Origin of the sequence: Arthrobacter zhaoguopingii, from assembly GCF_009828595.1 — a bacterium.
GTDB lineage: Bacteria > Actinomycetota > Actinomycetes > Actinomycetales > Micrococcaceae > Arthrobacter_D > Arthrobacter_D zhaoguopingii.
Genome location: NZ_WPNY01000010.1, coordinates 119,169 through 145,672 on the forward strand (window position 1 = coordinate 119,169; position 26,504 = coordinate 145,672).

A 26,504-nucleotide genomic window follows, 5' to 3' on the forward strand; every position below is an offset into this window, starting at 1 on the left:
CCCTCCACCGGTTCGAACTGCACCCTCGAGGTAAGGGATTCCGCCCTGGCCCATCGAGGACGCAGCACTTACGGCACGGCGCCCCTCCACCGGTTCTAACTGCACCCTCGAGGTAAGGGATTCCGCCCTGGCCCATCGAGGACGCAGCACTTACGGCACGGCGCCCCTCCACCGGTTCGAGCTGCACCCTGGATGAAGACCGGCCACACCACCAGCCCTGCCGTCCCGGGCCAAAAAGAAGGACCCCCGCCAAACGGCGGGGGTCCTTCTCAGTGTTCGGCGTAAGCCGGAGAGTTTAGGCTCCGGTCAGCTTCTCGCGGAGAGCCGCAAGCGCCTCATCCGAGGCAAGAGTGCCTGAACCGGTCTCAGCGGCGACGGGCTCCGAGGAGTAGCTCGTTGCGTTCGACTCGACGGGCTCGTTGGCGGCAGCTGCGTCGTCGGACGCGTGCTGCACAACCTGCTTCTTGTGGGACTCCCAGCGGGCCTGGGCCTCGGCGTACTGAGCCTCCCAAGCGGCGCGCTGGGTCTCGTAGCCTTCGAGCCATTCGTTCGACTCGGGGTCGAAGCCCTCGGGGTACTTGTAGTTGCCCTCTTCGTCGTACTCGGCGGCCATACCGTACAGTGCCGGGTCGAACTCGGTGCTGTCGGCGTCGACGCCCTCGTTGGCCTGCTTGAGGCTGAGGGAGATGCGGCGGCGCTCGAGGTCGATGTCGATGACCTTGACGAAGAGCTCGTCGCCAACGGAAACGACCTGCTCTGCAAGCTCAACGTGGCGGACTGCCAGCTCCGAGATGTGGACCAGGCCTTCGATGCCGTCTTCGACGCGGACGAACGCACCGAACGGAACCAGCTTGGTGACCTTACCGGGAACAACCTGGCCCAGAGCGTGCGTCCGGGCGAAGGTCTGCCAGGGATCTTCCTGCGTGGCCTTCAGCGAGAGCGAAACCCGCTCGCGGTCCAGGTCGACTTCGAGAACCTCGACGGTGACTTCCTGGCCGACCTCGACAACCTCGGATGGGTGGTCGATGTGCTTCCAGGACAGCTCGGAGACGTGAACCAGACCGTCGACGCCGCCGAGGTCCACGAACGCACCGAAGTTGACGATCGAGGAGACAACGCCCGGACGGACCTGGCCCTTTTCGAGCTTGTTGAGGAAGGTCGAGCGGACCTCGGACTGGGTCTGCTCCAGCCAGGCGCGACGCGACAGCACAACGTTGTTGCGGTTCTTGTCGAGCTCGATGATCTTCGCTTCGATCTGCTGGCCGATGTACGGAGCCAGGTCGCGCACACGGCGCATCTCGACGAGCGACGCGGGCAGGAAGCCGCGCAGGCCGATGTCGAGGATAAGACCACCCTTGACGACCTCGATGACGGTACCGGTGACGACGCCGTCTTCTTCCTTGACCTTTTCGATGTCGCCCCAGGCACGCTCGTACTGAGCGCGCTTCTTGGACAGGATCAGCCGGCCTTCTTTGTCCTCCTTGGTGAGCACCAGGGCTTCGACCTGATCGCCAACGGAGACGACGTCTCCGGGGTCAACGTCGTGCTTGATGGAAAGCTCACGGGAAGGGATGACACCCTCGGTCTTGTAACCGATGTCGAGCAGAACTTCATCGCGGTCGACCTTGACGACGGTACCTTCGACGAGATCTCCGTCGTTGAAGTACTTGATCGTCGCGTCGACTGCTGCGAGGAAGTCCTCAGCGGTGCCGATGTCGTTGATAGCGACCTGCGGGGCACCTTGCTTCTCGGTGGTGGTGATGGTCATGTAGTTGGGGCTCCGTTGTGGAAGTTTTCTTGATCCGGAAAGCGGACACTGGAAAATCCGGCCGAAAAAGCCGGGCCATCCAGGGGAATCCGATGTCCGGAAGCGGACAGATTGGATAAAACCTAAAGAGCGGTTCTATTGGTATTACGCGGGAACTCGCACGGCGGATGCCGGCCCGAACCACAGCGCAATACGCGCCCGTCTAGTCTAACGGCGGGAGCCAACCCCGTCAAAGCGGGCCGGTAGTGCCGTCCCGCTCTGCCGGCGCCTAGAAATGCGTGATGCAGTAGGGGTTTTCGGCGTCCCGGAACAGGTCGTTGAGCAGCTCGATAGCGCCCTCGGTGCGCTGCTCCACCAGCCCGGCACCGACGAGCGCGGCGGGGCTGACTCCGCCCAGGTAGAGAGAGCCCAGCGCCGCGATGTCCAGCGCCACATCGACCTCCGAATCGGCGTCGACCCGCTCCACGCGTCCCCGGCCGCCGGTGACGGTGAGCTGGTAGGTGCCGCCCGCGAGTCCGAGCGCGTCGGCCACCTCGAACACCAGCCGCCCGCTGCTGCGGTACCCCCGGCCCTCGAGGGCCCGGGCGACGTCGAGCAGGCGCACCCACAGGACGTCCTCGACGCCGGTGACCCGGTAGCAGCGGCGGTCCGCAAGCGCCCAGGGCAGCGGGTCGTCCACGGCCGCGCCGTCCCAGGTGATCTCCTGGATGAGGTCCATCGCCCCGAGGTACCGCCAGAGGGCGAGGTAGGACTCCTCAGTGCCGGCGACCAGGTCGAGAATGCTGACGGTGTAGGGCTCCTTGGACCACCCCTCGAACCGGTAGGCCACGTAGCCGACGGCGTTGCCGGCGTCGTCGTAGTGCACCGCCGTGCGCACCGCCTTGTCCTCGACCGGCCGCTCCCGGCCCCACTGGCCGGAGACACGGCGCGCGTAGGAGTACTGGCGCCCGACCGAGCCGCGGGTGCGGGCATGGAAGCGGGCAAAGACCTCCCCGGAGAGCGCGGGGACCTCGGCGGGCTCGGCCAGCTCCGTCCGCCCGGACGGGGTGCCGAGCACGGCGAAGCGCTCCCGCACGTCCACGGTCACGCTCGAGGTGAAGGTGGCGCAGCCGAAGCCGAACCGCCCGTAGATGGTGGCCTCGGATGCCGTCAGCACCGCCACGGGCACACCGGCGGCCGCCGCGTCCTGCAGGTCCTCGGTCATCATCCGGCGCAGCAGGCCACGCCGCCGGTGGGAGGGCCGCACGGTGACGGAGGTGATCAGGTGGGCCTGGAGCGGCTCCGGCCCCCCGGCATTGAGGGTGTTCCGCATTGAGGCGTAGGTCGCCACCGGCACGGCCCCGTCGACGGACAGGGCACCCGGTGCATCGTCGTGCACGCCGACCAGCACCCGCCCGTCGGCGGTGAACGCCTTCACGTAGGCCGGGTAGTCCTCGGCGTCGGCGCGGGGCTCGAAAAACCCGACCCCCACGGCGTAGAACCAGTTGGCGAACCGTCCTCCCGGCGAGGTGTCCTCCCCCGCCGTGACATGGAACTTCTCAAGGCGCAGTTCGGTAGAGGTGCCCGGCGTCGTCGTCTGTGTGCTCACGCTCCAAGACCCTAGCCGGATTATGCGCCCTCCACCACAGGCCGCCGAGGATTGGTCAGTGCGCCGCCTCGTGCCAGCTCAGCCCGGTTCCGACAGAGACATCCAGGGGCACCGACAGGTCGGCCGCGCCGGCCATCTGCTCGCGCACCAGAGCCTCGACAACGTCCTTCTCCCCCTCGGCAATCTCGAGGACCAGTTCGTCGTGCACCTGCAGCAGCATGCGCGAGGACAGGCCCTTGGCCTTCAACGCGCCGTCCACGCCGAGCATCGCCTTCTTGATGATGTCGGCCGCCGAACCCTGGATGGGCGCGTTCAGGGCCGCCCGCTCCGACATCTCGCGCAGCTGGCGATTGTCGCTGGAGAGGTCCGGGAGGTAGCGGCGCCGGCCCTCGATGGTTGAGGTGTAGCCGTCCTTGCGCGCCTGTTCGACGATGCCGCGCAGGTAGTCGCGCACCGCGCCGAACCGCTCGAAGTAGTCGCGCATCAGGGTGCGCGCCTCGTCGACGGAGATGGCCAGCTGCTTGGAGAGCCCAAAGGAGCTCAGCCCGTACACCAGGCCGTAGGACATCGCCTTGACCTTGGAGCGCATGGCGCTGGTGACCTCCTCGGGGGCGACCCCGAAGATGTGCGAGCCGACGAACCGGTGAAGGTCCTCGCCCTCGCGGAACGCGGAGATCAGGCCCTCGTCGCCGGAGAGGTGGGCCATGATGCGCATTTCGATCTGAGAGTAGTCGGCGGTCATCAGGGTCTCGTAGCGGCTGCCGTCGGTGCCCTTCCCGACGACGAACACCTCACGGATCCGCCGGCCCTCGTCGGAGCGCACCGGGATGTTCTGCAGGTTCGGGTTGATTGAGGACAGCCGGCCCGTCGCGGCGACCGTCTGGGCGTAGGTGGTGTGGATGCGCCCGTCCTCGGCCACCGACTTCCGCAGGCCCTCGACGGTCTGCCGGAGCTTGGTGGCGTCGCGGTAGGCCAGGAGCTGCTCGAGGAACGGATGGCCGGTCTTGACGATCAGGTCGGTGAGAGCGTCGGCGTCGGTGGAGAACCCGGTCTTGATCTTCTTGGTCTTCGGCAGCCCGAGTTCCTCGAACAGCACCGTCTGGAGCTGCTTGGGCGAGCCGAGGTTGATCTCCTTGCCGATGATGCGGAACGCCTCGGCCCCGGCGGTGCTGATGGTCTTGGAGAAGTCGTCGAGGAGCCGGTCGAGGCGTTCGACGGAGACGGCGACGCCGGTGAGCTCCATCTCGGCCAGGACCTCTGACAGGGGCAGCTCCAGCTCACCGAGGAGCTGGTTGGCGCCCTTTTCGACGAGCTGGCCGGCGAAGTGCTCGCTGAGCTGCAGGGCCGCGAAGGCGCGCATCACGGCGGGACCGGCGACGTCCTTCTCCCCGAGTTCGAGGGCGAGCTGGCCGGAGGCGTTGCCCGGCGCCGTGCCGAGGGTCAGGCGCAGGTGGTACTGGCTCAGGTCGGCCAGGTCGTAGCTGCGCCGGTCCGGCTGGATCAGGTAGCCCGAGATGGCCGTGTCGTCCACCTCGCCCGCCAGGTGCAGCCCGCGCGGGGCGAGCAGCTTGTAGGCCTCCTTGAAGTCGTGGACCACCTTGGGCGCGTTGAGGTCGGCCAGCCAGTGCGCGAGCACCTGCTCCGCCTCGGCGTCGAGCCCCTCGAGCGGCACGAAGGCGGCCGCGGTGGAGGTGACGATGGCGATCCCGGTGACGTCGGTGCCCCCGGTGGTGGCCTCGGTGGCGAGGTGGACCGCCGCGGGGGCCTGGTTGGTGGAGTTCAGCCACGCGGTCAGGGGCGCGGCGTCGGTGAGGACAACGTGCGGCGGCGGGGTCATCTCGTCCCCGGTCTCCTCGGCCTCTTCCTCGCCGAACAGGTCGAACAGCCGCTTGCGCAGGGTGTTGAACTGCAGGGAGTCGAAAAGGTCCTCGACGGCGGAGCGGTCCGGGTGCTGGGAGACCATCGCATCGAGGTCCACGGGCAGGTCCAGGTCGGTGAGCAGCCGGTTCAGCCGGCGGTTGCGGCGGACGTCGTCGGCGTGGGCGCGCAGCGCGTCGCCCACCTTGCCGCCGATGGAGTCGAGGTTCTCGAGGATCCCCTCGAGCCCGCCGTAGAGCTTAATCCACTTGGCGGCCGTCTTGGGTCCGACACCGGGCACGCCGGGCAGGTTGTCGGCGCTCTCTCCGACAAGCGCGGCGAGGTCGGAGTACTGGTGCGGCGGAACAAAGTACTTCTCCTCGATGGCCTGAGCGTCCATCTGGGGGATGTTGGTGACACCCTGCTTCGGGTACAGGACAGTGACGCGGTCGTTGACCAGCTGGAAGGCGTCTCGGTCCCCGCTGACCACCTGGACGTCCCAGTCCTCGGCCGCTGCCTTGGTGGCGAGCGTGGCCAGGATGTCGTCGGCTTCATAGCCGTCCATGGAGATGGTGGGGATGCGCATGGCCTCCATCACCTTGATGATCAGGTCGACCTGCCCGTGGAACTCCTCGGGCGTCCGGGACCGGCCCGCCTTGTACTCGGTGTACTCCTCGGAGCGGAACGTCGGGGTGTCAAGGTCGAAGGCGACGGCCACGTGGGTGGGCTTCTGGTCCTTGATGAGGTTGATCAGCATTGCGGTGAACCCGTACACGGCGTTGGTGTGCTGGCCGGTGTCGGTGGAGAAGTTTTCGGGGGGCAGGGCGTAGAACGCCCGGAACGCCATTGAGTGTCCATCGATGACCAGGAGGCGGTTGCGCTGTCCCGTCGCTGTTCTCGGGGCGGGCAGGGTGGATCCAGGTTTGGTTGTTTCACTCACAGGTGCCAGCCTAGTTCCCATGGTCGACAATTTCACTCAGCCGCCCGCGGGCCGCTCCGCAGCCAACCCGTATGCCGAGGAACTCACCGCCGCCGGGGTGCCCCCGGAGATGCATGACTGGCTGGGTCGGCACGGGATCGGGCGCCTGACTGTGAAGATGGGCATCACCTTCTCCGAGATGAGCGCCGAACGCATGGTGGCTTCAATGCCGGTCGCCGGCAACGAGCAGGTGGCCGGAATTCTCCACGGCGGCGCGCACCTGGTGCTGGCCGAGACCCTTGGGTCCTTCGCCGCCGGAATCCATGCCGGCCCGGGACGGCACGCCCTGGGAATCGAGATCAGCGCAACCCACCACCGCAGCATCGCAGCCGGGACGGTCACCGGGACGGCCACCGCCGTCCACCTTGGACGCACGCTGACCACGCACGAGGTGGTGATGACCGACGAGGAGGGCCGCCGGCTCTCCACGGCGCGGATCACCAACCTGATCCGCGACGCCCGCTAGGGCGCTAACACGGGAGGCCAGAGCCTGCCAGCGCTCTCTTTGCTGCCGGCCGTCCGGCTCAAATCGTTTCCCCGCCCCAGCCCGCCGTCCTACGGTTTAAGCGCAGGCAGGTGGACCAAGACGGAGAGAAGTGAGAACGGTGGCAGCCGACGCCCTTAGGAAATACCCGCTCATCCTCGCCCTCAGCGCAATGTTCCTCGTGGGCTGCGACGACGCCGACAACCAGGATGGCGGAGGCTCCTCACCCGAGGAGTCCTCGCAGTACGACGACAACAACGGCATCGATACCGACCAGGGTGACGATGCCCGCGGCGAGGACAACGACAATCAGTGACAGCCGGCCAGGGCGGGCGTCAGCCGTCGGTCCTGCCGGCGGGACAGGAGTGCACAGATGAAACGGCGCAAGAGGCGGGTACGTAGCTCGACCGGGGTGCGGCTTACCCTGATCCTGGGGTCCGCGGTGCAGGGGGCGTGTGCGGGCCTCGTGGGCGCCGCCGCCATGACCCTCGGCGAAAAAATCGAACAGGCGCTCACCAAACGGCCGGACTCATACGTGCCGGGACGCACGCTGAGCACGCTGCTGGGCCGGCCGGTGTCGGACCGGGCCAAGCCCGCCGCGGCCAACTCCGCGATGCACTGGGGAACCGGGGCGGTGCTCGGGGCCCTGCGGGGCGTCTGGGCCATGACCGGCATCCGCGGAGGGACCGCCAACGCCACCCACACCGTGGTGCGCCTCGCCTTCGACCAGACCCTGGAGAACGCGACGGGCGCCGGTGCGCCGCCGTCGCTCTGGCCGGTCGGGGAGAAGACGGTGGATTACCTCCACAAGGCGGTCTACTCCCTCGTCACGGGCGTTGCGGCCGACCGGTGGATCGCCCCGCGGCTGATCTCACGGCGGGGTGTCCGCAGCCACTGAGCAGCGCCTCGATCGGTGCCGCCTAGGAAGGGACCGGCACGCTGCGCTTGTTCAGCCCGTCCTCGATGCGGCGGCGCAGTTCGGCGGGGCGGAAGGGCTTGGTGAGGTATTCGTCGGCCCCGGCCTCCGCGCCGCGGGCCTCATCGCGCGGGTCGGCCCGCGCGGTGAGCATGACAATCAGCGTGGAGGAGAACCGGCGGATCCGCCGTGCCACCTCGAACCCGTCGATGTCGGGCAGGCCGACGTCGAGGGTCACCACCTGCGGGGCGATCCGGCGCACCATTTCGACACCGGCCTGACCTGCGGGGGCGGTGTGCACTGTGAAGCCGAACCCCGTAAGCACCGCGTGCAGGAGGTCCCGGACGTCATCGTCGTCTTCAATGACCACCGCGGCTCGCGCTGGCTTATCGTCTTGCATTCGGCAAGTCTACTCAACGCGGGGCGGCCGGGTGGCGGCGCCCGAAGAGGAAGTAGGCGATCGGCCCGGCGAAGTTGACGAAACACGCAACGGCCCAGGCGGCGCGGCTGCCCCGGACGGCGGCGGCAGGGCGCCGCGCGAGGTCGGTGAGTGCGGCGGCCATCAGGGGCACCTGCACAGATCCAAGCGCCATCACGGCCCTGCGCTGGACCCGGCTGAGGTCCTTCCAGGACTTCCTGCGGTCCGCACGGGCCCGGGCGCTTCGCGTCATGGTTGATCCTTTCGGTCGGTGGCGCAGAGCGCCCGTGGCGCCGGTTCCGGCTGAGCGGTGCTACGAGGAATGCGCGGCCTGGGGCGCCGTGACCGCGACCAGGCCGACCCGAAGCTGTGGATCGGGACGGTGCGGAACATCGGCGGTGATCCGCAGCTGCCAGCGCACCCGGAACTTCCCCGTATCCAGCGACGGTGAGGGCAGGAAACGCGGAGTGGCGACCTCGAACGGAAGCACGGCCTCCGCCCCAGCGGCGGGCAGTCCATCCGTCAGGGTGGTCGCGGCGATCGTGTTTTCGGTGTGCCGGGGGTGCTTCTGCGGGCGGTCGCCGGATTGGCCAGCGGGCGTGGGCCCATAGGCGACCGCTTCGAGCATCACGAGCTCCACCCGGACCGAACGCAGCGTTCCGTGGTGCAGGGCAACCCGGAGCCGTCCGGTGACCGGTGTCGCGTTGGTCAGGACACGCGCGGGCAGCTCGACCAGTTCAAGGGACGCCGTCCACTGGACGGTGGCCTCCGGATCCTGGACGGCATCGGAACTGCAGCCCGCCGCGGCCGACTGGACGGTGAACGTTCCCTCGCCCACGGATTCCTGATCATTACGGGCGGACATGCGCACCCGAAGGATCCAGGAGATGCTGATCAGCTCCCCCCGCACGGAGGGAAGGTTCAGCGCCGGAACGGCGACGACGGCGCGGGTCCGGTAGGTCTCCCCCGCCATCACCCTGCCGGCCGGCGGCAGTGGCTGCTGCGAGATGACGTGGGTGGAGCGGTCCCGCGCGGTGTAGATCACGCCGTGGAGGTTGGTGCGGCCGTACCCGTAGTCGATCACCTGGACCACTTCGAGCACCACCTGATCGGCCACCACGTCGCGCTCGGCGACGGCTTCGACGTCGACGGCGAAGCTCTCGCCCTCCACCACGGCACGTTTCGCCGGAAGCGGGCGGATATCGATGTCCAGGGGGGCTGTTCTGTGCTGCATTGGCCGGCCCTTCCTACCCCTGAGGGAGCGGCGGATTCAGCGGCGCCGCCAGCTGCTGTCCGGCGGCCTCATCGGACATCCGCGCGATGAAGCGCAGGTCCTCGGGCGTCAGCTCCATCTGGCCGTGCTGGGTGTCGACCTCCGGGTGCCCCGCGGCACGGCGGACGGCTCCGGCCACCGTGCGCGGAAGCACCCTGCATCCGCGGTTCGTCGTGATCCATCGGCGCGTGGGCTGGTCCAGCTTGTCCCAGGTTTCCTCAAGGCTCATTGAATGCTCCGATCCATTGGCGGTGCTGCGGCGTCGGCACAAGTAAAGCTCAAGTTCCGGCTCCTGCACAGGGGCTTTCGTCCTCCACCGGTCCTCACCGTGGAAGCGGTACCGTCCACGAGAGCCTCGTTCCATGGCCCGGGGCGCTCACGGGGACAAATGTTCCCCCGACCGCCGCCGCACGGTGCTGCATATTGGAGAGGCCGCTGGTGCGCCCTGGGTTGCGGAAGCCCTTCCCGTCGTCCTCAATCAGCAGCTTCACCTGCCCGCCCCGCACCGAGACGGTGATGGTGATGTGGAGCGCCCCCGAATGCCGCAGGGCGTTCGAGAGGCCCTCCGAGAGCACAGCCAGCAGGTGACCGGCCACAGGTTCCGGAATGCCGTCCACCGGGCCGCGCATCTGCAGTTCCGGCGTCGTGCCCGCCTGCCAGGTGCCGTCCTGCACCGCCCGGACGATCCGGGAGCTGAGCCGCTCGCGCCCGCCGTTGTCACCCAGCGCGTAGATGGTGTCCCGCAGTCCCCGGATCGTCTCATCAAGTTCCCCGGTGATGGAGTTGATGCGCTGCTGCGCGACCGGGTCCGTGGTGTGGCGGCGCAGGCTCTGTACGCTCAGGCCGGCGGCGAAGATGCGCTGGATCACCAGGTCGTGAAGGTCGCGCGCGATGCGGTCCCGGTCGGAGAAGACGATCTGCTGCTCCCGCATCAGGTGGGCGTGGGCCAGCTCAAGGGCCAGTGCTGCGCGCGAGCAGTACACCTCGTTCATCTCCACGTCGACCTGCCCGTACCCGGGCGCTCCGAATGGGCGGGCAAGGATCAGGATCCCCGCGTGGGTGCCTTTGTGGCCCAGTGCCGCCACCAGGACGGGACCGAGTTCCTCAGCGGCCGCCGCCCCCGCCCAGAGATCAGGGGCGCGGCACAGGACGGACTCTCCGGTGGTCAGCAGGTGGGCGATGGGCGTGCTGTCGGCGGCGATGGCGTGGCCCTTCACCAGGTGGCTGTCGCCGACGGCCGTGCCGCAGCGCAGCACGCGGCCGCCTGGATCGGGGAAGGCGATCATCGCCACCGCGGAGTCGGACTGCTCGAGGGCCCCTTCGGCGATCAGGTCGAGGCCCGCGGCTTCCGCCGTCGGGTTGCCCATCAGCCGTTCGCTGACGTCCATGCCGGCCTCGAGCCACCGCTGGCGCCGCGTGGCGTCCTCGAACAGGCGCGCGTTCTCAATGGCGACGCCTGCCGCCGCGGCCAGCGCCACGGCGAGTTCCTCATCCTCGGCCGTGAAGTGCTCCCCGCCCTCCTTCTCGGTGAGGTAGAGGTTCCCGAAGGCCACCCCGCGCACCCGAACCGGAACGCCGAGGAACGTGCGCATCGGCGGGTGGTGTTCGGGGAAGCCGCTGGCCTGAGGGTGCTCATTGAGGTCGGACAGGCGGATCCGCCGGGGGTCCCGGATCAGGTGCCCGAGCACGCCGCGGCCCTCGGGCATTTCCCCGACGAGGCGGGCCTGGTCCTCCTCCATGCCGACCGTGACGAAGTGGGTCAGTGCGTCGTCGGGTCCGATCACCCCCAGGGCCCCGTACCGCGCCCCAACGAGCTGGCAGGCGGAGGTCACCACCCGGTCAAGCACTGCCTCGAGGCTGAGGTTCTCCGCGAGGGACATGACCGCCGAGAGCAGGCCCTGCAGTCGTTCCTGGGTGTGGAGGAGGTCCTCGGTGTGCGGCAGGAGGTCCTTCAGCACCTGCTCCGCGCCGGGCAGGGAGGACTGCGCGACGGACGCGCGGCGGGGCCCCGGAGCTGACGCCGTCACCACCGTCCACCGCCCGCGGCGCGGCCCGGCCCGGCAGGGGGCGCCTCCAGGCGTCCCCGCTTCGGCGGCCGTTCCACCGGCAGCACGTAGATCGCATCGATTCCAGCCATTGCACTCCCCCGACTTCGGCAAACCCACTTGGCAGCGGAAGGATCCCCTTCCACCGGTCAGCACCCCAGCCTGCCCGCAACGCGACCTCCCGCGGGAGGCGCTCCTTCGCCCCGCCGCGTCCCTGCAATCCTGCGTCTTTCCTGAACTTTTCCTAAATTTTTCCTACATTGTCCATTCTGCGGGTGTTCTCCCGCCGAGCGCCACCCCGCGTGTCCCCCGGCGTCACATGCGGGAGGCCGTTATCCCTTGGCCCGCGCCCGGCTTGGCTGGACGCGCGGGGGCTCACCGGGCATCTTCGGATAGTCCGGCGGAAAGGGAAGCTCCCCGAGGCCCGCCTCCAGGTCCCGCTCCCACCAGCCGAGCAGCGTGTCGATCGTGCCCGGTTCGGAGTGCATGTCCGCCCACGGGTCCCCCCGGTCCTCCAGCCGCGCCGGCACCGTCACCACCGTGAAGCTGCGGGGGTCCGCCGCGCCCAGTTCGTCCCAGGCGAGGGGGCAGGACACCGGGGCATGGGGCAGCGGGCGCGGACTGTACGCCCCCGCCATGGTGCGGTCCCGGTTGGCCTGGTTGTAGTCGACGAAGACGAGCTGCCCGCGCTCCTCCTTCCACCACGCTGTCGTCACCCTGTCGGGCATGCGGCGCTCGAGTTCGCGGGCGGCGGCGATGACGGCGTGGCGGACCTCGAGGAACTCGTGGTCCGGGCGGATCGGGGCGAAAACGTGGAGCCCGCGGTTGCCCGAGGTCTTCACGAAGGAGGTCAGTCCGGCCTCGGCGAGCACCGAGCGCAGTTCAAGGGCGGCTGGGACGGCCTCCTCGAAACCGGTGCCCGGTTGGGGATCGAGGTCGATCCTCAGCTGGTCGGGGTTGTCGGGGTTGCCGGCCCGCGAGGCCCAGGGGTGGAATACGAGGGTGTTCATCTGCGCGGCCCACACCACGGCGGCAGGCTCATTGAGGACCAGCTGCGGGTGTGACCGGCCGCTGGGGTACACCACGGGCACCGAGCGGATGAAGTCGGGTGCGCCCTTGGGGGGGTTTTTGGAGAAGAACTGCTCGCCGTCGATGTCGCCGGAGAACCGCTGCAGGGACACCGGCCGGTCGCCGTTCGCGGCGAGGAACGCCTCGTGAACCCGGATGAGGTAGTGCGCCAGGTCGAGCTTCGTCAGGCCGGGCTCGGGCCAGAGCACCCGGCTGGGACTTGAGATGCGGACGTCGCGGGCGCCATGAGGGCCGGGGACGGAGAGGGTGGTTTCTTCGCGGGCCATGGGAGCACCCTACTCCGCGGGGCCCGCCCTCATTTGTCCTCTGCTCCTATTTGACGCGGGTCAAAAGTGGTGTCCACGAGCAGCTTGGGGTTGAAGGAATCGGCGATTCGCTGCCAGGAGACAAGCTTGTGGTTCTGGTTACCACTGTTGTCGTTGCCCGCATCGGTGTTGGTGTGGTCCTGGCTGGTGAAAAGTCCAGCGGGATATGAAGGTCCGAGTGGGAAATTGGTCACGTCAATGCCGTCTTGACCACTCACACCGTCGACGCTGTCTCCATCGCCGATCTCGAAGGAGCCGATGTAGTCGTTGTCACCGCGGTTGTAGACGACGAAGTTGGATCCACCCTGACTCGACACAATCAGATAACCGGTCCCCTCCCGACCATAATAGATGGCGGGATTTTTGATGTTGTCCACTATCCGTCCACCGGTTGCCTCGGTGCGGTCCACGAGTGTCCGGATCGAACCGTGCCCCGGCTCAGCTCCGTACCGCCACAAGCCGACCTCCTCCTCGGCCACATAGACACGTTGCAGCTCATCATCTGCCGCGATGCCTTCCGAACTGCCGCCGTTGTCGAAGGTACGCACGGCAGTCCCTTGAACCGATCCAGTGGAGCCGTCCAGTTCGAACTGAGTTACCTCGTTGGTATTGAAATCATGCACAAAGGCGAAATACTTCCCAGAGACCGGCGAGTGGTACATGGCGAAGCCGCGAGGCCTGCCCGGAGTGGTGATGCGCCCCACCTCGGTCAGAGACCGATCCGCAGTGTTCACCTTATAGAACCGAACACCGGTCGACCCCTCATTCCTCTCGGTCGCACCGACGAGGGCGATGCGCTCACTTCCCAACGGAAAGTTGTACCGAAGATCGACGTTGTTCATGCTGCCGTGCAGGTAGAAATGTATCTGGCGCCCCGATAGGTCATAGACCCCCACGCCCCCGGTAGCCGTCTTGTCCGTACCGATCACCACGCTCTGCGACGGATCCGTCGGGTGTATCCAGATGGCGGTGTCGTCCGCCGCGTCCTCGGCGCTCGGAACGGGCTTTGTCTCTTCGGACGGAACCGGAGCGCCCGCCGAAGCCGCCTGCGGGGTGCCCTGCGGGGCGATGACTAAGTTGAGGACTGCGAGGGCGGCAGCTGAAACCGCGACAAGCAGGACCGCGAGCCGGATCAGCGTGCGTCGAACACTTACGGAGTGGGCCATGGCATTCCTATCCGTTGGCCGGTGCGCTGTACGAAGGCGGCGCAGAAGGGCTCCTTGCTTGGCAATTCGCTCCCCCAGCTACAACGAAAGCGTACGGGGCCTAAAGCATGCGCTCAAGAGTCCGCTTTAACTCATTTGAAAGGCTTGTTGAGGCGGATGGTGCGGAGGCTGAGGCGGAGACCTGCCGGAAGCAAAAGCGTTCATCATCTCGTCGTCGGAGATCTCGAAACGACCGCTGCCGGGTCGCGCGCGTCGCCGGTCCCTCCCGTGTGCCGCTACCGCTCATTTACTGTCTCTAAGGGGGAGCCGGCCGGACGCCTGCGGAGCGTCAGGGGGCGGATCAGCGCCAGTGCTGCGTAGAGGGCGATCGCGAGTGCGGTGATCGTGGCTCCAGGGGACAGCGGGTGGTAGTAGGTGATCGACAATCCGACCACGCACACGGTGGCTCCCAGGGCCATCGCCAGCCCCATGGTCGTGCGGAAGGATGCGGTGACCAATTGGGCGATCGCGACGGGAACGATCATGAGCGCGGAAACCAGCAGGACCCCCACCACCCGCATGGAGATCGACACGGTGAGCGCGGTGGTGACGGCGACCAGAATATTCAGAGCCCGGGCGGGCAGGCCGCTCGCACGCGCGAATTCCTCGTCGTAGCAGAGCGAGAACAGCACCGGGCGCAAGCCAAGACCGACGCCGAAGATGAGGGCCGTCAGGCCGGCGGTGAGCCAGACATCGGCTTGGTCCACTGTGGAAATCGACCCGAACAGGTATCCCGTCAGGTTCGCCGCTGTGCCGCCGGCAAGACCGATGAGCAGGACGCCGCCGGCGATCCCGCCGTAGAACAACAGCGCCAGCGCCACATCCGCGCTGGTCCGGCCCCGCTCTCGGACGAACTCGATCAGAAGCGCACCGGCGACCGAGGCGATGACGGCGCCGGGCACCGCCAGCGCGTCCGCAGAAGCGCTGCCGGCCGCAGCCCCGGCGAGCCATCCCATCGCCACCCCAGTCAGGGCGATATGGCCGATGCCATCGCCGAGCAATGCCAGGCGGCGCTGCACCAGATAGGTTCCGATCACTGGCGCGGCCACACCCACCAGCACCGCAATGATCAAGGCCCGCTGCATCAGTGAACTGGAGAGCATGGTGCTCAAAGTGTCGAAGAATTCCATTACTGCCCCCGCCAGCCTGCAGCGATCACAGGTGCGGTGCAACGCGGCGGCTGCCCGCGCACCTGACCGTGGAAGTGGTCCTGGTCCGGGCTCGGGGGCCTGGAGGAGGGCGGTGCGCCGTCGTGCACCACGCGCCCGTTTTCAAGGACCACGGTACGCTCAATGATCGGGGCCAGCACACCGAGGTCGTGGAGGACGACCACGATGCTGGTGCCCTCGCTCTGCAGTTTACCCAGGGTGGCCGCCAGGGCCTCCTGGGACTTCCTGTCGATTCCGGACATCGGTTCATCAATCACGAGCAGCTCCGGCCGGCGGACCAGGGCGCGCGCTATGAGCACCCGCTGCTGCTGCCCGCCGGAGAAGATGTGCACGCTATCTCCGGCGCGTCCGGCCAACCCGACCTGTTCGAGTGCTTCCATCACACGCCCGCGCCCGCGGCGTCCCCGAAAAAGATTCCGGTCGGTGAGCAGTCCCGAAGCCACAACCTCTTCGGCGGTCACGGCCATCGCTGGATTGGAGTTCACCCTTTGGGGCACGTACCCAATGCGTGACCACGGAACGGAGCGCCGGTTTCGAATGTCCGAACCGTGAAGCAACACCCGCCCTGCGGTGATGGGGACCAGTCCCATGAGGACCTTCACCAGGGTGGTCTTCCCCGAACCGTTCGCGCCGAGCAGGCCGAGCGTCTCACCCCTTGCGACCCGCAGACTGATCCCGTCCAGCACCCGGCTTGCGCCCAGATGGACGCGGAGACCGTCGACCAGGACCGCCGCGCAGCTGCCGGTGGACTCACTCACAGTTCAGGGCCCCGCGCAGTGCGGCCAGGTTGTTCCGCATGACGTCGAGGTAATCCTTACCCGGGTCCGTCAGCGACTCAAGAGGGTCAAGCAGGGCCGTTTTCATTCCGAGGTCCGATGCCAGAACCTCGGCCACCTTGGGGTTCACGAGCGACTCGGTGAAGATCGTCGTGACATTCCGGCCCTCAATGACCCTGCGGAGCTTCGCTATCCGCGCCGGTGCCGGTTCGGATTCAGGGTCAATTCCGGAGATGCCCGTCTGCTTGAGACCGTACCTGTCGGCCAGGTATCCGTAGGCTTCATGGGCGACGACGATCGTGCGCCGTTCGCAGTCCGCCAGGCCGGTGGAGAACTCCTCATCGAGAGAAGACAGATCCTGGCTCAGCTCCTGCGCGTTGGCTCTATATGTCTCACCGTTTTCCGGGTCGATCTCGCTGAAACCCTGTGCGACCACATCGGCCACTGCGGCAAGACGCTGCGGGTCAAGCCAGAAGTGTGGGTCGGCTCCACCGGAGTCCGGAGCGCTGCTACTCCCGTCGGCGGGTGAGAGGTCAGCCGCGTCGGCCACATCAATGGTCTGCTCCGGGGAGACCTGGCTGACCGCCTCATCGACGGCGGCCTGGAATCCGGAGGCGTAGACCAGCACGGATGCATCCGCCAGTTCGGCGACCTTCGCCGGCGAGAGTTCGAGATTGTGTGGATCTGCGCCGGGTGGAGTCACCGAGCCGACGGCGCTTTCCTCTCCCCCCACCCGCTCTGCGACGTAGTGGAGCGGGTAGAACGATGCAAGCACCTTCAGCGACGCCGGTTCGCCGTTTGTGCCCGTCGGCGCGGACGGGGCGCATGCGGACAGGGTGACGGCGGCCAGCACCGGCAGGACGAGTGTGCGGCGCGGAAGGGAGATCATGAATATCCTCGGTTGGTGGTGCAGATCGGCGCCCTGGAGATGCGGTCCCCGAAAGTTGGAGTCCCCGAAGGATGCGGTCCCCGGAACGCGGCGCATCCGATGGTGCCCGGTGGGAGCATCAGGGAGCATGACGCCGTGGCGGCCCCATGCCGGAGCCGCCACGGCAGAGCCGGGTTAGTGGTCCTCTTCCTCGTTCTGGGCGTGGTCGTGGTTGTCTTCGTGGTCGTGATCCGGTGCTTCCGCTTCCCCGGTGAGGACCGCGAGTTCCACTGGTGTTTCGGGCAGATCTAGGCTGTCCACCAGGGTGCCGGCGGCGACGTCGACGACGTGCAGTTTTTTGGTGGCGGGCTCGGTCACGTAGGCGAATCCGTCGGTGCCGACCTTCACGGCCGGGCCGGGTGACTGCCACTCCGCCGGTTCCTCCCAGGACCCGGTGACCTTGACCTCGTGAACGATGCCACCAGTTTCCTCGTCCAGAATGTTCAGTTCACCGTCGTAGGTCAGAACCAGCGCCTCACCCTCGGCTCCGCGGGCGAGGGAGCGGAACCAGTAGGGCGACCCCAGATCCACGGTCTTCATGGACGCGGCGCGGGTGTCGATCAGCCCGATCCGGGTGGGCCGTTCCTGCTCGGCGTCGGGATCGGTCTTGTAGTCGGCGAGCACGATCGGTGAGCCGTGGTCGCCGAACTGGTTGCCCGAACGCTGGTACTGCTCTTCCACGGGCACCTTGGAGAACGCGCCGTCGCGGTAGATCACCGGCCCGTTTTCACAGCCCAGGGTCACCACATCGCCCTGATCGGTGGCCTGGGCGGAGGCTTCGCCGTGGACGCCCGGGCAGTCGGTGGTTTCGGCGAGGACTTTCGCGTCGGGAGAGACCACCTGAACCGTGTTCCGTGACTCCGCGGTGCCTTGGGTCAACAGCAGGTCCCCGTTGCTGAGCGGGACGGCGACGCCGTGGTGGGCGGTGTCTGTGGAATGTTCCTCGACCTCGTCGGGAGTCACCTTGCCGTCGCTGAAGGCGGCGGAATCCATCACGGTGATCCCCCCGGTCCCGTCGGCGAAAAGGGCGGTCCTGCCCTCGTGCGCGACGACGTGCGCGGCCTCGGGGGCCGCGATGCCGGCGCCGGTCAGGGCCGGTGCCGTCTCGTAGTAGTGGTCGTGATCCCCATGCCCCTCAGCGATCAGGCCGCTGTCGAAGATGCGGAACTCATCACCGTCGCTGATCAGGAGGTGCCGGCCGTCGCCGGCGTTGTTGAGCCGCAGGAAGCCGTCCGTCTCGGTCTTTGCGACCACCTCACCGGTCTCCGTGTCAACGGTCATCAGACCGCCGTCGTAGGTCAGCACGGCGCGCGGGGCCAGCCCGTCCACCTCCTGGCGGTCGGCATTTCCATCCTCCTCCCCGGCGGCGGAGGAGGCGGAATTTGTGGGGGCGCCGGCTTTGGGCGCGGAGGATCCGGGCGTGGCGCAGGAGCTCAGAGCAAGGGCTGCGGCCATGGCGGTGGACAGGCAAAGGGTGCGGGTGACTATCGGCATATCAGCATGCTAAACGTAAATCATTATCATTAGCAAAGTAGACCCCCCCCGGCCTCCCCGGCTTCGCTTTTGAGAATGATTCTCATATAGTTCGGGTATGCACCTCACCCTCGTGACCTCGGATCGGCCTCAACAGTGGCCGCCGGAGCGCTGGTCAGGCCGTCGAAACGATGCGCCAGGCCGGTCAGGACAGGATGTCGAGATATAAGAAAACGTTCCGTGCGCCGAGGCAAACGCGCCTCCTCCTGCCCCTACCTTCATTTCATTTAGGGTAGGCACAGTCGTTGACACGCCCAGTAGGCGGATTTAAGTTGTGGTTGCCAGAGGAAAGTGCGGCCAGGAGCCGCCGCCGCGAATTATCTTGTCGCCGAGCAGGCACCGTGTTTTCAGCTATTCATGACAGGGCTGGCGTCCTTCGCAAAGCCCTGCCTCCTATTGGAGAACAATCATGACCAAACCTGTCCAACGACATAACCGCGAGCGCACCCCCATGCGTTTGCTGCGCCTTTTCATAGCTCTGCTGTTCGCGGTAGCCGTCACGGTCGCGCTCCCCCTCCCCGCCCAGGCGGCCGATGTGGGAGTACCTGGGCCATCATACGCAGGCGACGGCGTGAGAACCCCGACCGCGGACAAGGCCCAGAGCAAGCTGTGGATCCAGGACGGGACTTGGTGGGGGCTGTTGTGGAGCGCGTCCGCAAATGCGACGAAAATCCACCGGCTCGACGCCGCAACGCAGGAGTGGCAGGAGACGGAAACGGTCGTTGACGCCCGGCCGAATGCGCGCGGAGACGCGCTATGGGACGAAAGGGGCGGCAAGCTCTATATTGTGTCGGGCACGACTGTGCTCTCGGAATGGGGTTCGCCACCATCTCGGGAGGCAGTGACCTCCGGGTCCGCAGAGCTTCACCGCTTCAGCTACAACCCATCGACGAAGACCTTCTCACGAGACGCCGGATTCCCCGTCACCCTTCACAAGGGAAGCTCGGAATCGATTACGGTGGCCAAAGACTCCGTCGGCAAGCTATGGGTCACCTACACCGTCGTCTCGGCTGATAACACCAACCGTGTCCACGTCAACCACTCGACGACGAGCGACTCGGCGTGGGGAACACCGTTTGTGCTGCCGACAACCAACGCGCAGGCGCACCACGACGACATCTCTGCAGTCACGGCCTTCCAGGGCAACAAGATCGCAGTCATGTGGAGCAACCAGCGGTCGGAGCAAAAGAGGTTCTACTTGGCCATCCACCAGGACGGTCAGCCGGAGAAATCGTGGCAGACAGAGATCGCTTACGGGGCAGGAAACAACTGCACCGGGGGATGCGCGAACGACCATCTAAACCTCAGGCAACTGACAACCGACGGCAGCGGCCGTCTCTACGCAGCGATCAAAACATCCGCTCAGCAACCCGGCCAAACCTTGGTGGCGCTCCTGGTCCGAGATAGTAACGCCCGTTGGACCAGCGCGCCGTTTGGCGCTGTCGAGGACGCCCACACCCGGCCCATGGTCATGATCGACCAGGAGCGCCGTCAGGTTTGGATGTTCGCGGTCGCGCCGGAGGGGGGCGGCACCATTTATTACAAGAAGGCGCCGCTTGACAACGTTTCCTTCCCGCCCGGCCCCGGTACGCCCATCATCAGCAGCAGTACCGACCTGGACATCAACGACCCCACGACAACCAAACAAAACGTCACCGGCCAGACCGGTCTGGTGGTGTTGGCCGCCGCGAGATCCAACGCTCGGTACTGGCACGCCGCCATAGATCTCAGAAACTAGCCGCCCCACCCGGCGGTAGGAATACAACGGCGCCGACGGTGACCGCTGTGCCGCCGGACGATTATCAACCTGTCCTCCGTGCACGGACTCCGCGCTTCGGCGTTCAAGAGCGCCAACGTTTCCGCCAAGCATGGCCTTGAAGGGCTGAGCAAGGTGACGGCATTCGAAGGGGGCTGCCATGGCGCTGCGTCCAACTGCATCAACCCCGGCTACTTCCGCCCCCTCTGGTGGAGAAGCAGCAGGCAGAGCAGGCCCGCGTTCACGGCATCGCCGAAGCCGAGGTCCTGGCCAGGGTGATGCTTGCCGAATCAGCCCTAAACCGCCTGGTCGAGCCCACGGAATCAGCGTCGCTGGTGGCCTGGCTGGCTTCGAAGGACGCCGGCGGTAACGGCCACGGTCCGAAAGACAGGGTGACGCATTCCGTGTGGCCGGCGGCAGGATCGCGGAGGGATGGCAGGGGGCGTTTTCACGGCCGGTTAACGGCACGTTCACCTCCTCGTGAAAGCCTTGGAACACATCAATCATGCGGGGCGGGACAGGAGGCCGGCGTGTCACAGGCAGCTGACGGGCAAGAGAGTGCAGCGGGCATCGCGGCACCGGAAACCGGGATGAACTGGAAGGATCTGCGCCGCGGGCAGGCTGTGACCGTTGAGCCGGTCGATGGACACAGCCTCCCCGGGTGGGTCGACGATCTCGCAGAGGACCGCAGCATGCTGTGGATCCAGCTCGGTGAGGGGCGGGGACGCCGTCTGATCCACTCCCAGGACGGTGTCGCGATCCGGTCCCGCCGGCGGGGATAGGGAGTAGATGCGGTGAGGGCGGCGTCGATGACGCGAAAGGAAACTTTCCTTCGTCCTCGCAGGCGCCGCGAGACCCGGCGCATAGTCTGGGATCAGTCCTACACCGATCCTTCGAAGGAATCCCATGCCCGTCTCCCCGCGCCCGCTACGCAAGCTCGGATTCCTTACGATCGGTTTGTTCGATCCGGCGGATCCGGCCGCGGGGCACGAGTCGACCCTGCAGATCATCGAACTCGGCGAGCGGCTGGGTTTTGACAGCGCCTGGCTTCGCCACCGGCACCTACAGTTCGGAATTTCCTCGCCTGTCGCTATGATGGCCGCCGCCAGCCAGCGCAGCTCCCGGATTGAGCTCGGCACTGCAGTGACTCCAATGGGCTGGGAAAACCCGCTGCGCCTGGCTGAGGATCTGGCCACCGTCGATCTCCTTTCCGGCGGGCGGATCAATCCGGGCCTGAGTGTTGGGGAACCGATGCACTACGACACGGTCAAGGACGAGCTGTACCCGAACTCGTCGGCGTCGGAGGACTTCAGTTACGCACGCGTGGATCGTTTTGCCCGCTTTGTCGCGGGGGAACCGGTACGGGCATTCTCCGGACGGCAGGGCGTGGTGGAGGAGTTTTCCGACCGTGTCGAGCCGCACTCCCCCGGGCTCCGGGAACGCCTGTGGTATGGGGCAGGGAGCAGGAGGTCGGCCGTCTGGGCCGCAGCGAATGGTTTCAACCTGCTCTCCAGCAGCGTGATCTTCCCCGACGAGGACCAAGACCCCGTCTTCGCCCTGGTCCAGCAGTCTCAGATCCGCGCCTACCGTGAAGCAGCGGCGGCATCACTTCAAGCGCCCGGATCGGCCCGGGTCTCACAGGGCCTGGTGGTAATCCCGACCGATTCGGCGTCGTCAAGCCAGCGGGAGAAGTACAAACAGTACGTGCACGAACGTCTACCACGCACCCGGGCACCGCAGGGGCCAAGAAGGATGCTGTTCGCTCCGGATCTCATCGGCACCAGCGATCAGATCGCGGAACAGCTCTACGCGCATGCCGGCTTCCAGGAGGTCGATGAGGTGGCTTTCGCCTTACCGTTCAGTTTCGATCATGAGGACTATGCCCAAATCCTCACCGACATGGCAACCACGCTGGGTCCCGCCTTGGGATGGTCCCCGGCGGAAGTTGCCCGGGACCCGCAGTAGGAGCCGCGCTCCCTCAACGCTGAACACACTGCAGGGCGGGAAGGCTGAAACGATCCGGATGCGGCTCCGATCACCTGTCCCGGTCGTGTTGCGAAGCCGAGGACAGTGGAAGAGTCACTTCGAGGTCCGTGCCGGATCCCGGTGGGCTCGTGATGGTGATCGTTCCACCGGCGGCCTCGATGCGGTCGGTCAGTCCAGTGAGTCCGGTTCCCATGTCGGGGTCGGCGCCGCCCACGCCGTCATCGCGCACCCGTAGGTGAAGCTCGTCTCCTGTTTCCGAGAGCCACGCTGCGACGTCGACATGCTCTGCGTGCGCATGCTTGATGGCGTTCGTGATCGCCTCGGCGGCGGTGAAATACCCTGTCGTCTCTACAGTCCCGGGAAGCCTGGGCAGCAGCAGGTGCAAGGTGACGGGCACCGGCAGGTCGGTGACGAAGGATTCGATGCCGGCCACGAGACCTCCTCGGGTGAGTGCGACGGGCAGGATGCCCCGCACCAGGTCCCGCAGTTGCCGGTTGGCTTCCTCGGCGTGCGTCAAGGCTTCCTGAATGAGGGCGGCCGTGGACATGCCGTGCGCGCCCCGGTCGCGGGCGAGTTTGAGCGCCAGGATGGTGTGTACCAACCGCTGCTGCGCTCCGTCGTGCACATCGCGTTGCAGCTGGTGCCGTGCGTCATTTGCGGCTTTGACCATGCGCTCCCTTGATGCGATGAGCGCTTCCCTGGCCCGGGCGTTGGCAAAAGTGGCCGCAGCGAGATCAGCAAAGGCTTCCAGATCGGTCCCGGCAGTGTCCGCCGTCGAATCCGGACGGGGCGCAACGAGCAAAGCGCCGGACAACTGGTCGGCGACTGTGACAGGTACCCCGACGTGGGCTCCTGCGTCGCCGCCGAACACGCAACGCGCGGCGGAAGTTATCTCGTCGACCTGTCGTGAGCCGCGCGGGCTCCGCTCGACAGGTGTTTCTTTGGCGACGGGGAGTCTTGTCCCTACCGGGATCCCGCTTTGACAGGCCGCCGCGATCACCGGTCCGTCCGCGTCGAATCGTACGATCACGACCGGCGAGTCAGCGAGCAGGCGGGACAGTTCTGCCGCGATGGAATGGAAGACGTCCGACGGCGCTGCGCCGCTTGCAATGAGTTCGGCAATCCTGCGAAGTGCTGCCTGCTCCTCGGCAAGGTGGCGGAGGTGCAGGCGGGTCAGGATCGCGGATACGACCTGGCCGGTGACCTGAGCGAGGTTCCTTAATCGCGCGTCCGTCGTGTCGGGTAGTGGGTGGGTCTGCGCTTCAATCTCGAGATACGCCCACGTGCGCTCGTGGGTCTGGATGGGATAGGAAAGGGATGGATGATCCTCCGCCATCGAGGTCGAGCTTTGTGGAGGTGAGAAGAGCGTCATGGGGTCGGGATTGATAGTTGCCCGCGCAACGCCTCGTAAGGCGAGCGCGTGAGTCACTGTCATCGCCAGCGCCCTCTCGGATGAGGCGCCCGTTACTGATTGCTCGGCCAAAAGCCGTATTGCGAAATCGTGTTGGGCGGTAGCATGCAGTTCCTCCCGGGCTTCGATGTTGGCGATCGTCGTCACAACGAGTTGAGCGAAGCTCTCGAGCCTGTCCTCAGTGCGCCTAGGTAGGGGTCCGGTGAGGGAGGTGGCTGAGAATGCACCCCAGACCACGCCTTCGATGATCACCGGTACTGAAACGCACGCCCGAAGCCCATACCGCTCGGCGAGAGCGGCGTTGACCTCGAGCCTGAAGTCATCGACACGCACGCTGCACTTCTGCTGGCGTACTCGATGCGGCTGGGTATCCGGTCCGAACTTTATGCGGGTGCCGATCGGCGTCGGGCCGGCATGGGCGGCCACGACCGTGATTTCGTCGACGGCGGTGTATCGAGTGATCGTGACTGCGTCACCGTCAAGTTGCCGGGATGCCTCAATCGCTGCCAACTGGAACACATCTTCAGTGCGGCTCGCCCGCGCCACGAGATCGGCGATGTCGCGGAGAGAGCGCCCTTCGCTGGCTAATCTCTGTAACCCTTCGAGGTCATGATCGGGAACTGGAAGCTCGGGCGGGCTCATGGTCAGGGCCCCTGAGCGGCGAGGTAGCGGAGCACGGCCTGCACCCGGCGGTGGCCATCGGTCTGCTGGGCGAGCCCGAGCTTCCGGAACATGGCCGTGACGTGCTTCTCGACAACCGCTTCGCTGATGAGAAGCGCACGGGCGATGCCTCGATTCGATAATCCTTCTGCCATGCAGGCCAGGACACTGCGCTCGCGGTCGGTGAGATCAGCGAGCTCGGAGGGGACAGTGCGCGGCCGCAGCATCCGTGTGACAACCTCGGGATCCAGGGCACTTCCTCCATGGGCAACCCGTCGAACCGCCGCTGCGAAATCGTCGACGTCCCCCACACGTTCCTTGAGAAGATATCCGACGCCTTGCGGCCGATCACCGATCAGATCGATCGCGAATTCGGGCTCGCAGTACTGCGTCAGCAGCACCACTCCCGTACCGGGCAGGCGTTTGCGGACTTCGATGGCGGTACGCAAGCCATCGTCACCGTGATGTGGAGGCATTCGAACATCGACGACGACGACATCGGGACGGAACACCAAAGCCATGGCGAGAAGTTTGGTCGCATCCCCGGTCGAAGCGACGACATCTAGCCCTGCACCCAGGAGCACCCGCGTCACTCCCTCACGGAGGAGTACATCGTCCTCTCCGACGGCAACACGCACCGGGGACGGTGCGGGTGAACTCACCAACCTTCCCTACCCGTCGCCGAGAATCGACCGAAGCGTCGAGCACGACAATTCGCTTTTCGGAATGAACCCGTCCGCACCTGCCGCGGCGGCTTCCTCTGCCGAGGTTGCGTCGCTATCGGCGGAAATCAGCACTACCCGAACCCAATACGGTGCTTCGGTGAGTTGCCGGCTCAGTTCCAGGCCGTCGCTGTCAGGAAGCCCAATATCGACAAGTGCGATGTCGGGCCGCGCGGCGGCGGCACAACGCAATGCCTCGGCCACGTTGCCAGCATCGCCCCCTGGCGCGTACCCGCAGCTCTCGAGCAGTCTTCTGGCCAAGTCCCGAAACCTTTCATCATCATCGACGACGAGCACGAATTGGGCCATCCCCCAGCCTCCCACTCAGTCTGCTCTTCTGCAGGGGGGTTTACCAGAGCATTACTCCGGGTATCCCCGGCGCGGCGGTGGAGACGACGGACGAGACTTGAGCTGTCAAAGGCCCGCGCGGGCACGGTACCGGCGCCCACTGCACAAGGGAGAACATCATGAGCATCACCGAACCGTCCCCCGCCAAGCCCACCGTCGTGCTCGTCCACGGCGCGTTCGCGGATTCATCGAGCTGGAACGCGGTGATCAGCCCGCTTCTGGCCGAGGGCTACCCGGCGATCGCCGTCGCGAACCCGCTGCGCGGGGTCACCGTCGATTCCGAATACCTCCGGGCCCTGCTGGCCGACGTCACCGGCGAGATCATCCTGGTGGGGCACTCCTACGGCGGCACTGTCATCAGCGGCGGCGGCACCGGCAACCCCAACGTGAAAGCCCTGGTGTTTATCGGTGCCTTCGCACCCGAGGAAGGAGAGACCCCCGGGGAGCTTGCCAACAAGTTCGAAGGCTCCACCCTAGGGGAAACGCTCGCTGCGGTGGATGTCCCCGGCGGCAGGGACCTTTACATCATGCAGAGCCGCTACCACGCGCAGTTCGCGGCCGATTCCCCGGCGGAGGTCGCCGCGGTGATGGGTGTCGGCCAGCGCCCCATCCTGGAGGCCGCCTTCTCGGAGGCCTCCACAGAGCCGGCGTGGAAGTCGGTGCCCTCATGGTTCCTCTTCGGTGCCGAGGACCGGAACATCCCGGCCGCCGCCCACCGTTTCATGGCCGAGCGCGCCGGGTCACGGAAAACGATCGAGCTTCAGGGCGGCTCCCACACGGTGGCGATTCCCGAGGCGGCCCAGGTCGTTGACCTCATCCGCGAAGCCGCCGCCGCGACCACCGGCCGCCAGTAAGAGGATAACCGGGCAACACGGGCTGCCAAGCACAGAAGGATTAGGAACATGACCGAAGCACAAGAGGCCAAGCCGGCTCTGACCCGGGTCAGTTTGCAGGATGCGTCCAGTCCGGTGCAGGGCTGGAGGATCCGTCAGACCCTGGTGGAAATCCCCGAAGGCACCTCCTCCGGCCGGCACAGCCATCCCGGGCCCGAAGTGGGCTACATCATCCGCGGAGACGTGTCCATGGAGTTCGACGACAGGCCCCCGCTCGAGCTTCACGCCGGAAGCCCGTTCCTTATTCCGCCGAACACCATTCACAACGCGGTGAACGTCGGTTCGGTCACCACGAAAATGCTCTCGACCTACTTCGTCGAAGCGGACCAGCCACTGGTCACCAACTACCCCGCACCGGAACGTGCCGAATGAACATCAGTGCACATCATCCATCC

General features: G+C 66.5%; 25 protein-coding genes and 1 pseudogene. 9 read left to right on the forward strand and 17 right to left on the reverse strand.

What is annotated here, in order from left to right; genetic code table 11:
* Positions 1-295: 295 nt before the first annotated feature.
* From rpsA to polA, 3 genes are all read right to left on the reverse strand, one after another.
* The gene (rpsA, locus tag GVV86_RS13655) at positions 296-1,768 is read right to left on the reverse strand and encodes a 30S ribosomal protein S1 (protein WP_120168329.1); all 1,473 of its coding nucleotides are present in this window, start codon (positions 1,766-1,768) and stop codon (positions 296-298) included.
* 268 nt (positions 1,769-2,036) lie between these two features.
* Positions 2,037-3,356, reverse strand: coding sequence for a GNAT family N-acetyltransferase (locus tag GVV86_RS13660; RefSeq protein WP_159803079.1), 1,320 nt, complete (start codon positions 3,354-3,356; stop codon positions 2,037-2,039).
* Between the two features lie 55 nt (positions 3,357-3,411).
* A complete protein-coding gene (polA, locus tag GVV86_RS13665; RefSeq protein WP_159803080.1) occupies positions 3,412-6,174 on the reverse strand; it encodes a DNA polymerase I in 2,763 nt (920 codons plus the stop codon).
* On the opposite strand from polA, the gene GVV86_RS13670 reads away from it, so the two are divergent.
* The 3 genes from GVV86_RS13670 to GVV86_RS13680 all read left to right on the forward strand — a co-directional run bounded on the left by GVV86_RS13670 (position 6,173) and on the right by GVV86_RS13680 (position 7,574).
* Positions 6,173-6,658: a PaaI family thioesterase gene (locus tag GVV86_RS13670; RefSeq protein ID WP_159803081.1), complete on the forward strand. Its 486-nt coding sequence runs from the start codon at positions 6,173-6,175 to the stop codon at positions 6,656-6,658. The genes polA and GVV86_RS13670 overlap by 2 nt on opposite strands.
* 130 nt (positions 6,659-6,788) lie before the next feature.
* Positions 6,789-6,992, forward strand: a complete 204-nt coding sequence (locus GVV86_RS13675) for a hypothetical protein (protein WP_159803082.1) — start codon at positions 6,789-6,791, stop codon at positions 6,990-6,992.
* 57 nt (positions 6,993-7,049) lie between these two features.
* Entirely contained in the window at positions 7,050-7,574 is a 525-nt protein-coding gene (locus GVV86_RS13680) for a hypothetical protein (RefSeq protein ID WP_159616281.1), read from the forward strand.
* A gap of 22 nt (positions 7,575-7,596) precedes the next feature.
* On the opposite strand, the gene GVV86_RS13685 is transcribed toward GVV86_RS13680, so the two are convergent.
* The 11 genes from GVV86_RS13685 to GVV86_RS13735 form a co-directional block, all read right to left on the reverse strand.
* On the reverse strand, positions 7,597-7,992 hold the full coding sequence (locus GVV86_RS13685) for a response regulator (protein ID WP_159616279.1): 396 nt from the start codon (positions 7,990-7,992) through the stop codon (positions 7,597-7,599).
* A gap of 13 nt (positions 7,993-8,005) precedes the next feature.
* Entirely contained in the window at positions 8,006-8,263 is a 258-nt protein-coding gene (locus GVV86_RS13690) for a PLD nuclease N-terminal domain-containing protein (protein WP_201291453.1), read from the reverse strand.
* 60 nt (positions 8,264-8,323) lie between these two features.
* On the reverse strand, positions 8,324-9,244 hold the full coding sequence (locus tag GVV86_RS13695; RefSeq protein ID WP_159803083.1) for a hypothetical protein: 921 nt from the start codon (positions 9,242-9,244) through the stop codon (positions 8,324-8,326).
* A 13-nt stretch (positions 9,245-9,257) separates the two neighbouring features.
* Positions 9,258-9,512 (reverse strand): hypothetical protein, encoded by a 255-nt coding sequence (locus GVV86_RS13700; protein ID WP_159616273.1) that lies wholly within the window; start codon positions 9,510-9,512, stop codon positions 9,258-9,260.
* 94 nt (positions 9,513-9,606) lie between these two features.
* On the reverse strand, positions 9,607-11,310 hold the full coding sequence (locus tag GVV86_RS13705) for a GAF domain-containing sensor histidine kinase (protein WP_246669988.1): 1,704 nt from the start codon (positions 11,308-11,310) through the stop codon (positions 9,607-9,609).
* Between the two features lie 350 nt (positions 11,311-11,660).
* Entirely contained in the window at positions 11,661-12,683 is a 1,023-nt protein-coding gene (ligD, locus tag GVV86_RS13710) for a non-homologous end-joining DNA ligase (protein WP_159803084.1), read from the reverse strand.
* Positions 12,684-12,712: 29 nt separating this feature from the next.
* Complete coding sequence (locus GVV86_RS13715; RefSeq protein WP_159616269.1) at positions 12,713-13,888, reverse strand: phytase; 1,176 nt, start codon at positions 13,886-13,888, stop codon at positions 12,713-12,715.
* 275 nt (positions 13,889-14,163) lie between these two features.
* Positions 14,164-15,057 (reverse strand): metal ABC transporter permease, encoded by an 894-nt coding sequence (locus GVV86_RS13720; protein WP_159803085.1) that lies wholly within the window; start codon positions 15,055-15,057, stop codon positions 14,164-14,166.
* Positions 15,057-15,854: a metal ABC transporter ATP-binding protein gene (locus GVV86_RS13725; protein ID WP_159803086.1), complete on the reverse strand. Its 798-nt coding sequence runs from the start codon at positions 15,852-15,854 to the stop codon at positions 15,057-15,059. The genes GVV86_RS13720 and GVV86_RS13725 overlap by 1 nt, the downstream gene beginning before the upstream one ends.
* Entirely contained in the window at positions 15,847-16,761 is a 915-nt protein-coding gene (locus tag GVV86_RS13730; protein WP_159803087.1) for a metal ABC transporter substrate-binding protein, read from the reverse strand. Before GVV86_RS13730 ends, GVV86_RS13725 begins: the two co-directional genes overlap by 8 nt.
* 174 nt (positions 16,762-16,935) lie before the next feature.
* Positions 16,936-18,294, reverse strand: a complete 1,359-nt coding sequence (locus GVV86_RS13735) for a hypothetical protein (RefSeq protein WP_201291454.1) — start codon at positions 18,292-18,294, stop codon at positions 16,936-16,938.
* Positions 18,295-18,742: 448 nt separating this feature from the next.
* Here GVV86_RS13735 and GVV86_RS13740 point away from each other — a divergent pair, with 448 nt between their 5' ends.
* The 4 genes and pseudogenes from GVV86_RS13740 to GVV86_RS13755 all read left to right on the forward strand — a co-directional run bounded on the left by GVV86_RS13740 (position 18,743) and on the right by GVV86_RS13755 (position 22,054).
* Positions 18,743-20,071 carry a hypothetical protein gene (locus GVV86_RS13740; protein WP_159803088.1) on the forward strand — a complete coding sequence of 443 codons (1,329 nt, stop codon included), beginning with the start codon at positions 18,743-18,745 and terminating at the stop codon, positions 20,069-20,071.
* 60 nt (positions 20,072-20,131) lie between these two features.
* Positions 20,132-20,454 (forward strand): annotated as a pseudogene (locus tag GVV86_RS13745) (SDR family oxidoreductase); the annotation flags it as partial.
* Positions 20,455-20,619: 165 nt separating this feature from the next.
* Positions 20,620-20,871, forward strand: coding sequence for a hypothetical protein (locus GVV86_RS13750; RefSeq protein ID WP_159616259.1), 252 nt, complete (start codon positions 20,620-20,622; stop codon positions 20,869-20,871).
* Between the two features lie 124 nt (positions 20,872-20,995).
* Complete coding sequence (locus GVV86_RS13755) at positions 20,996-22,054, forward strand: LLM class flavin-dependent oxidoreductase (protein ID WP_159803089.1); 1,059 nt, start codon at positions 20,996-20,998, stop codon at positions 22,052-22,054.
* A 70-nt stretch (positions 22,055-22,124) separates the two neighbouring features.
* On the opposite strand, the gene GVV86_RS13760 is transcribed toward GVV86_RS13755, so the two are convergent.
* From GVV86_RS13760 to GVV86_RS13770, 3 genes are read right to left on the reverse strand one after another with little or no spacing between them, the layout of a single operon-like run.
* Positions 22,125-24,128, reverse strand: coding sequence for a GAF domain-containing protein (locus tag GVV86_RS13760; protein WP_159803090.1), 2,004 nt, complete (start codon positions 24,126-24,128; stop codon positions 22,125-22,127).
* A 2-nt stretch (positions 24,129-24,130) separates the two neighbouring features.
* The gene (locus GVV86_RS13765) at positions 24,131-24,808 is read right to left on the reverse strand and encodes a LuxR C-terminal-related transcriptional regulator (RefSeq protein ID WP_246669989.1); all 678 of its coding nucleotides are present in this window, start codon (positions 24,806-24,808) and stop codon (positions 24,131-24,133) included.
* A 9-nt stretch (positions 24,809-24,817) separates the two neighbouring features.
* Positions 24,818-25,177, reverse strand: coding sequence for a response regulator transcription factor (locus GVV86_RS13770; protein ID WP_159616253.1), 360 nt, complete (start codon positions 25,175-25,177; stop codon positions 24,818-24,820).
* A gap of 158 nt (positions 25,178-25,335) precedes the next feature.
* Between GVV86_RS13770 and GVV86_RS13775 the strand changes: the two genes are divergently transcribed.
* Both GVV86_RS13775 and GVV86_RS13780 read left to right on the forward strand, forming a co-directional pair.
* Entirely contained in the window at positions 25,336-26,070 is a 735-nt protein-coding gene (locus GVV86_RS13775) for an alpha/beta fold hydrolase (protein WP_159616252.1), read from the forward strand.
* A gap of 48 nt (positions 26,071-26,118) precedes the next feature.
* Positions 26,119-26,481 carry a cupin domain-containing protein gene (locus GVV86_RS13780; protein WP_159616250.1) on the forward strand — a complete coding sequence of 121 codons (363 nt, stop codon included), beginning with the start codon at positions 26,119-26,121 and terminating at the stop codon, positions 26,479-26,481.
* Positions 26,482-26,504: the final 23 nt, after the last annotated feature.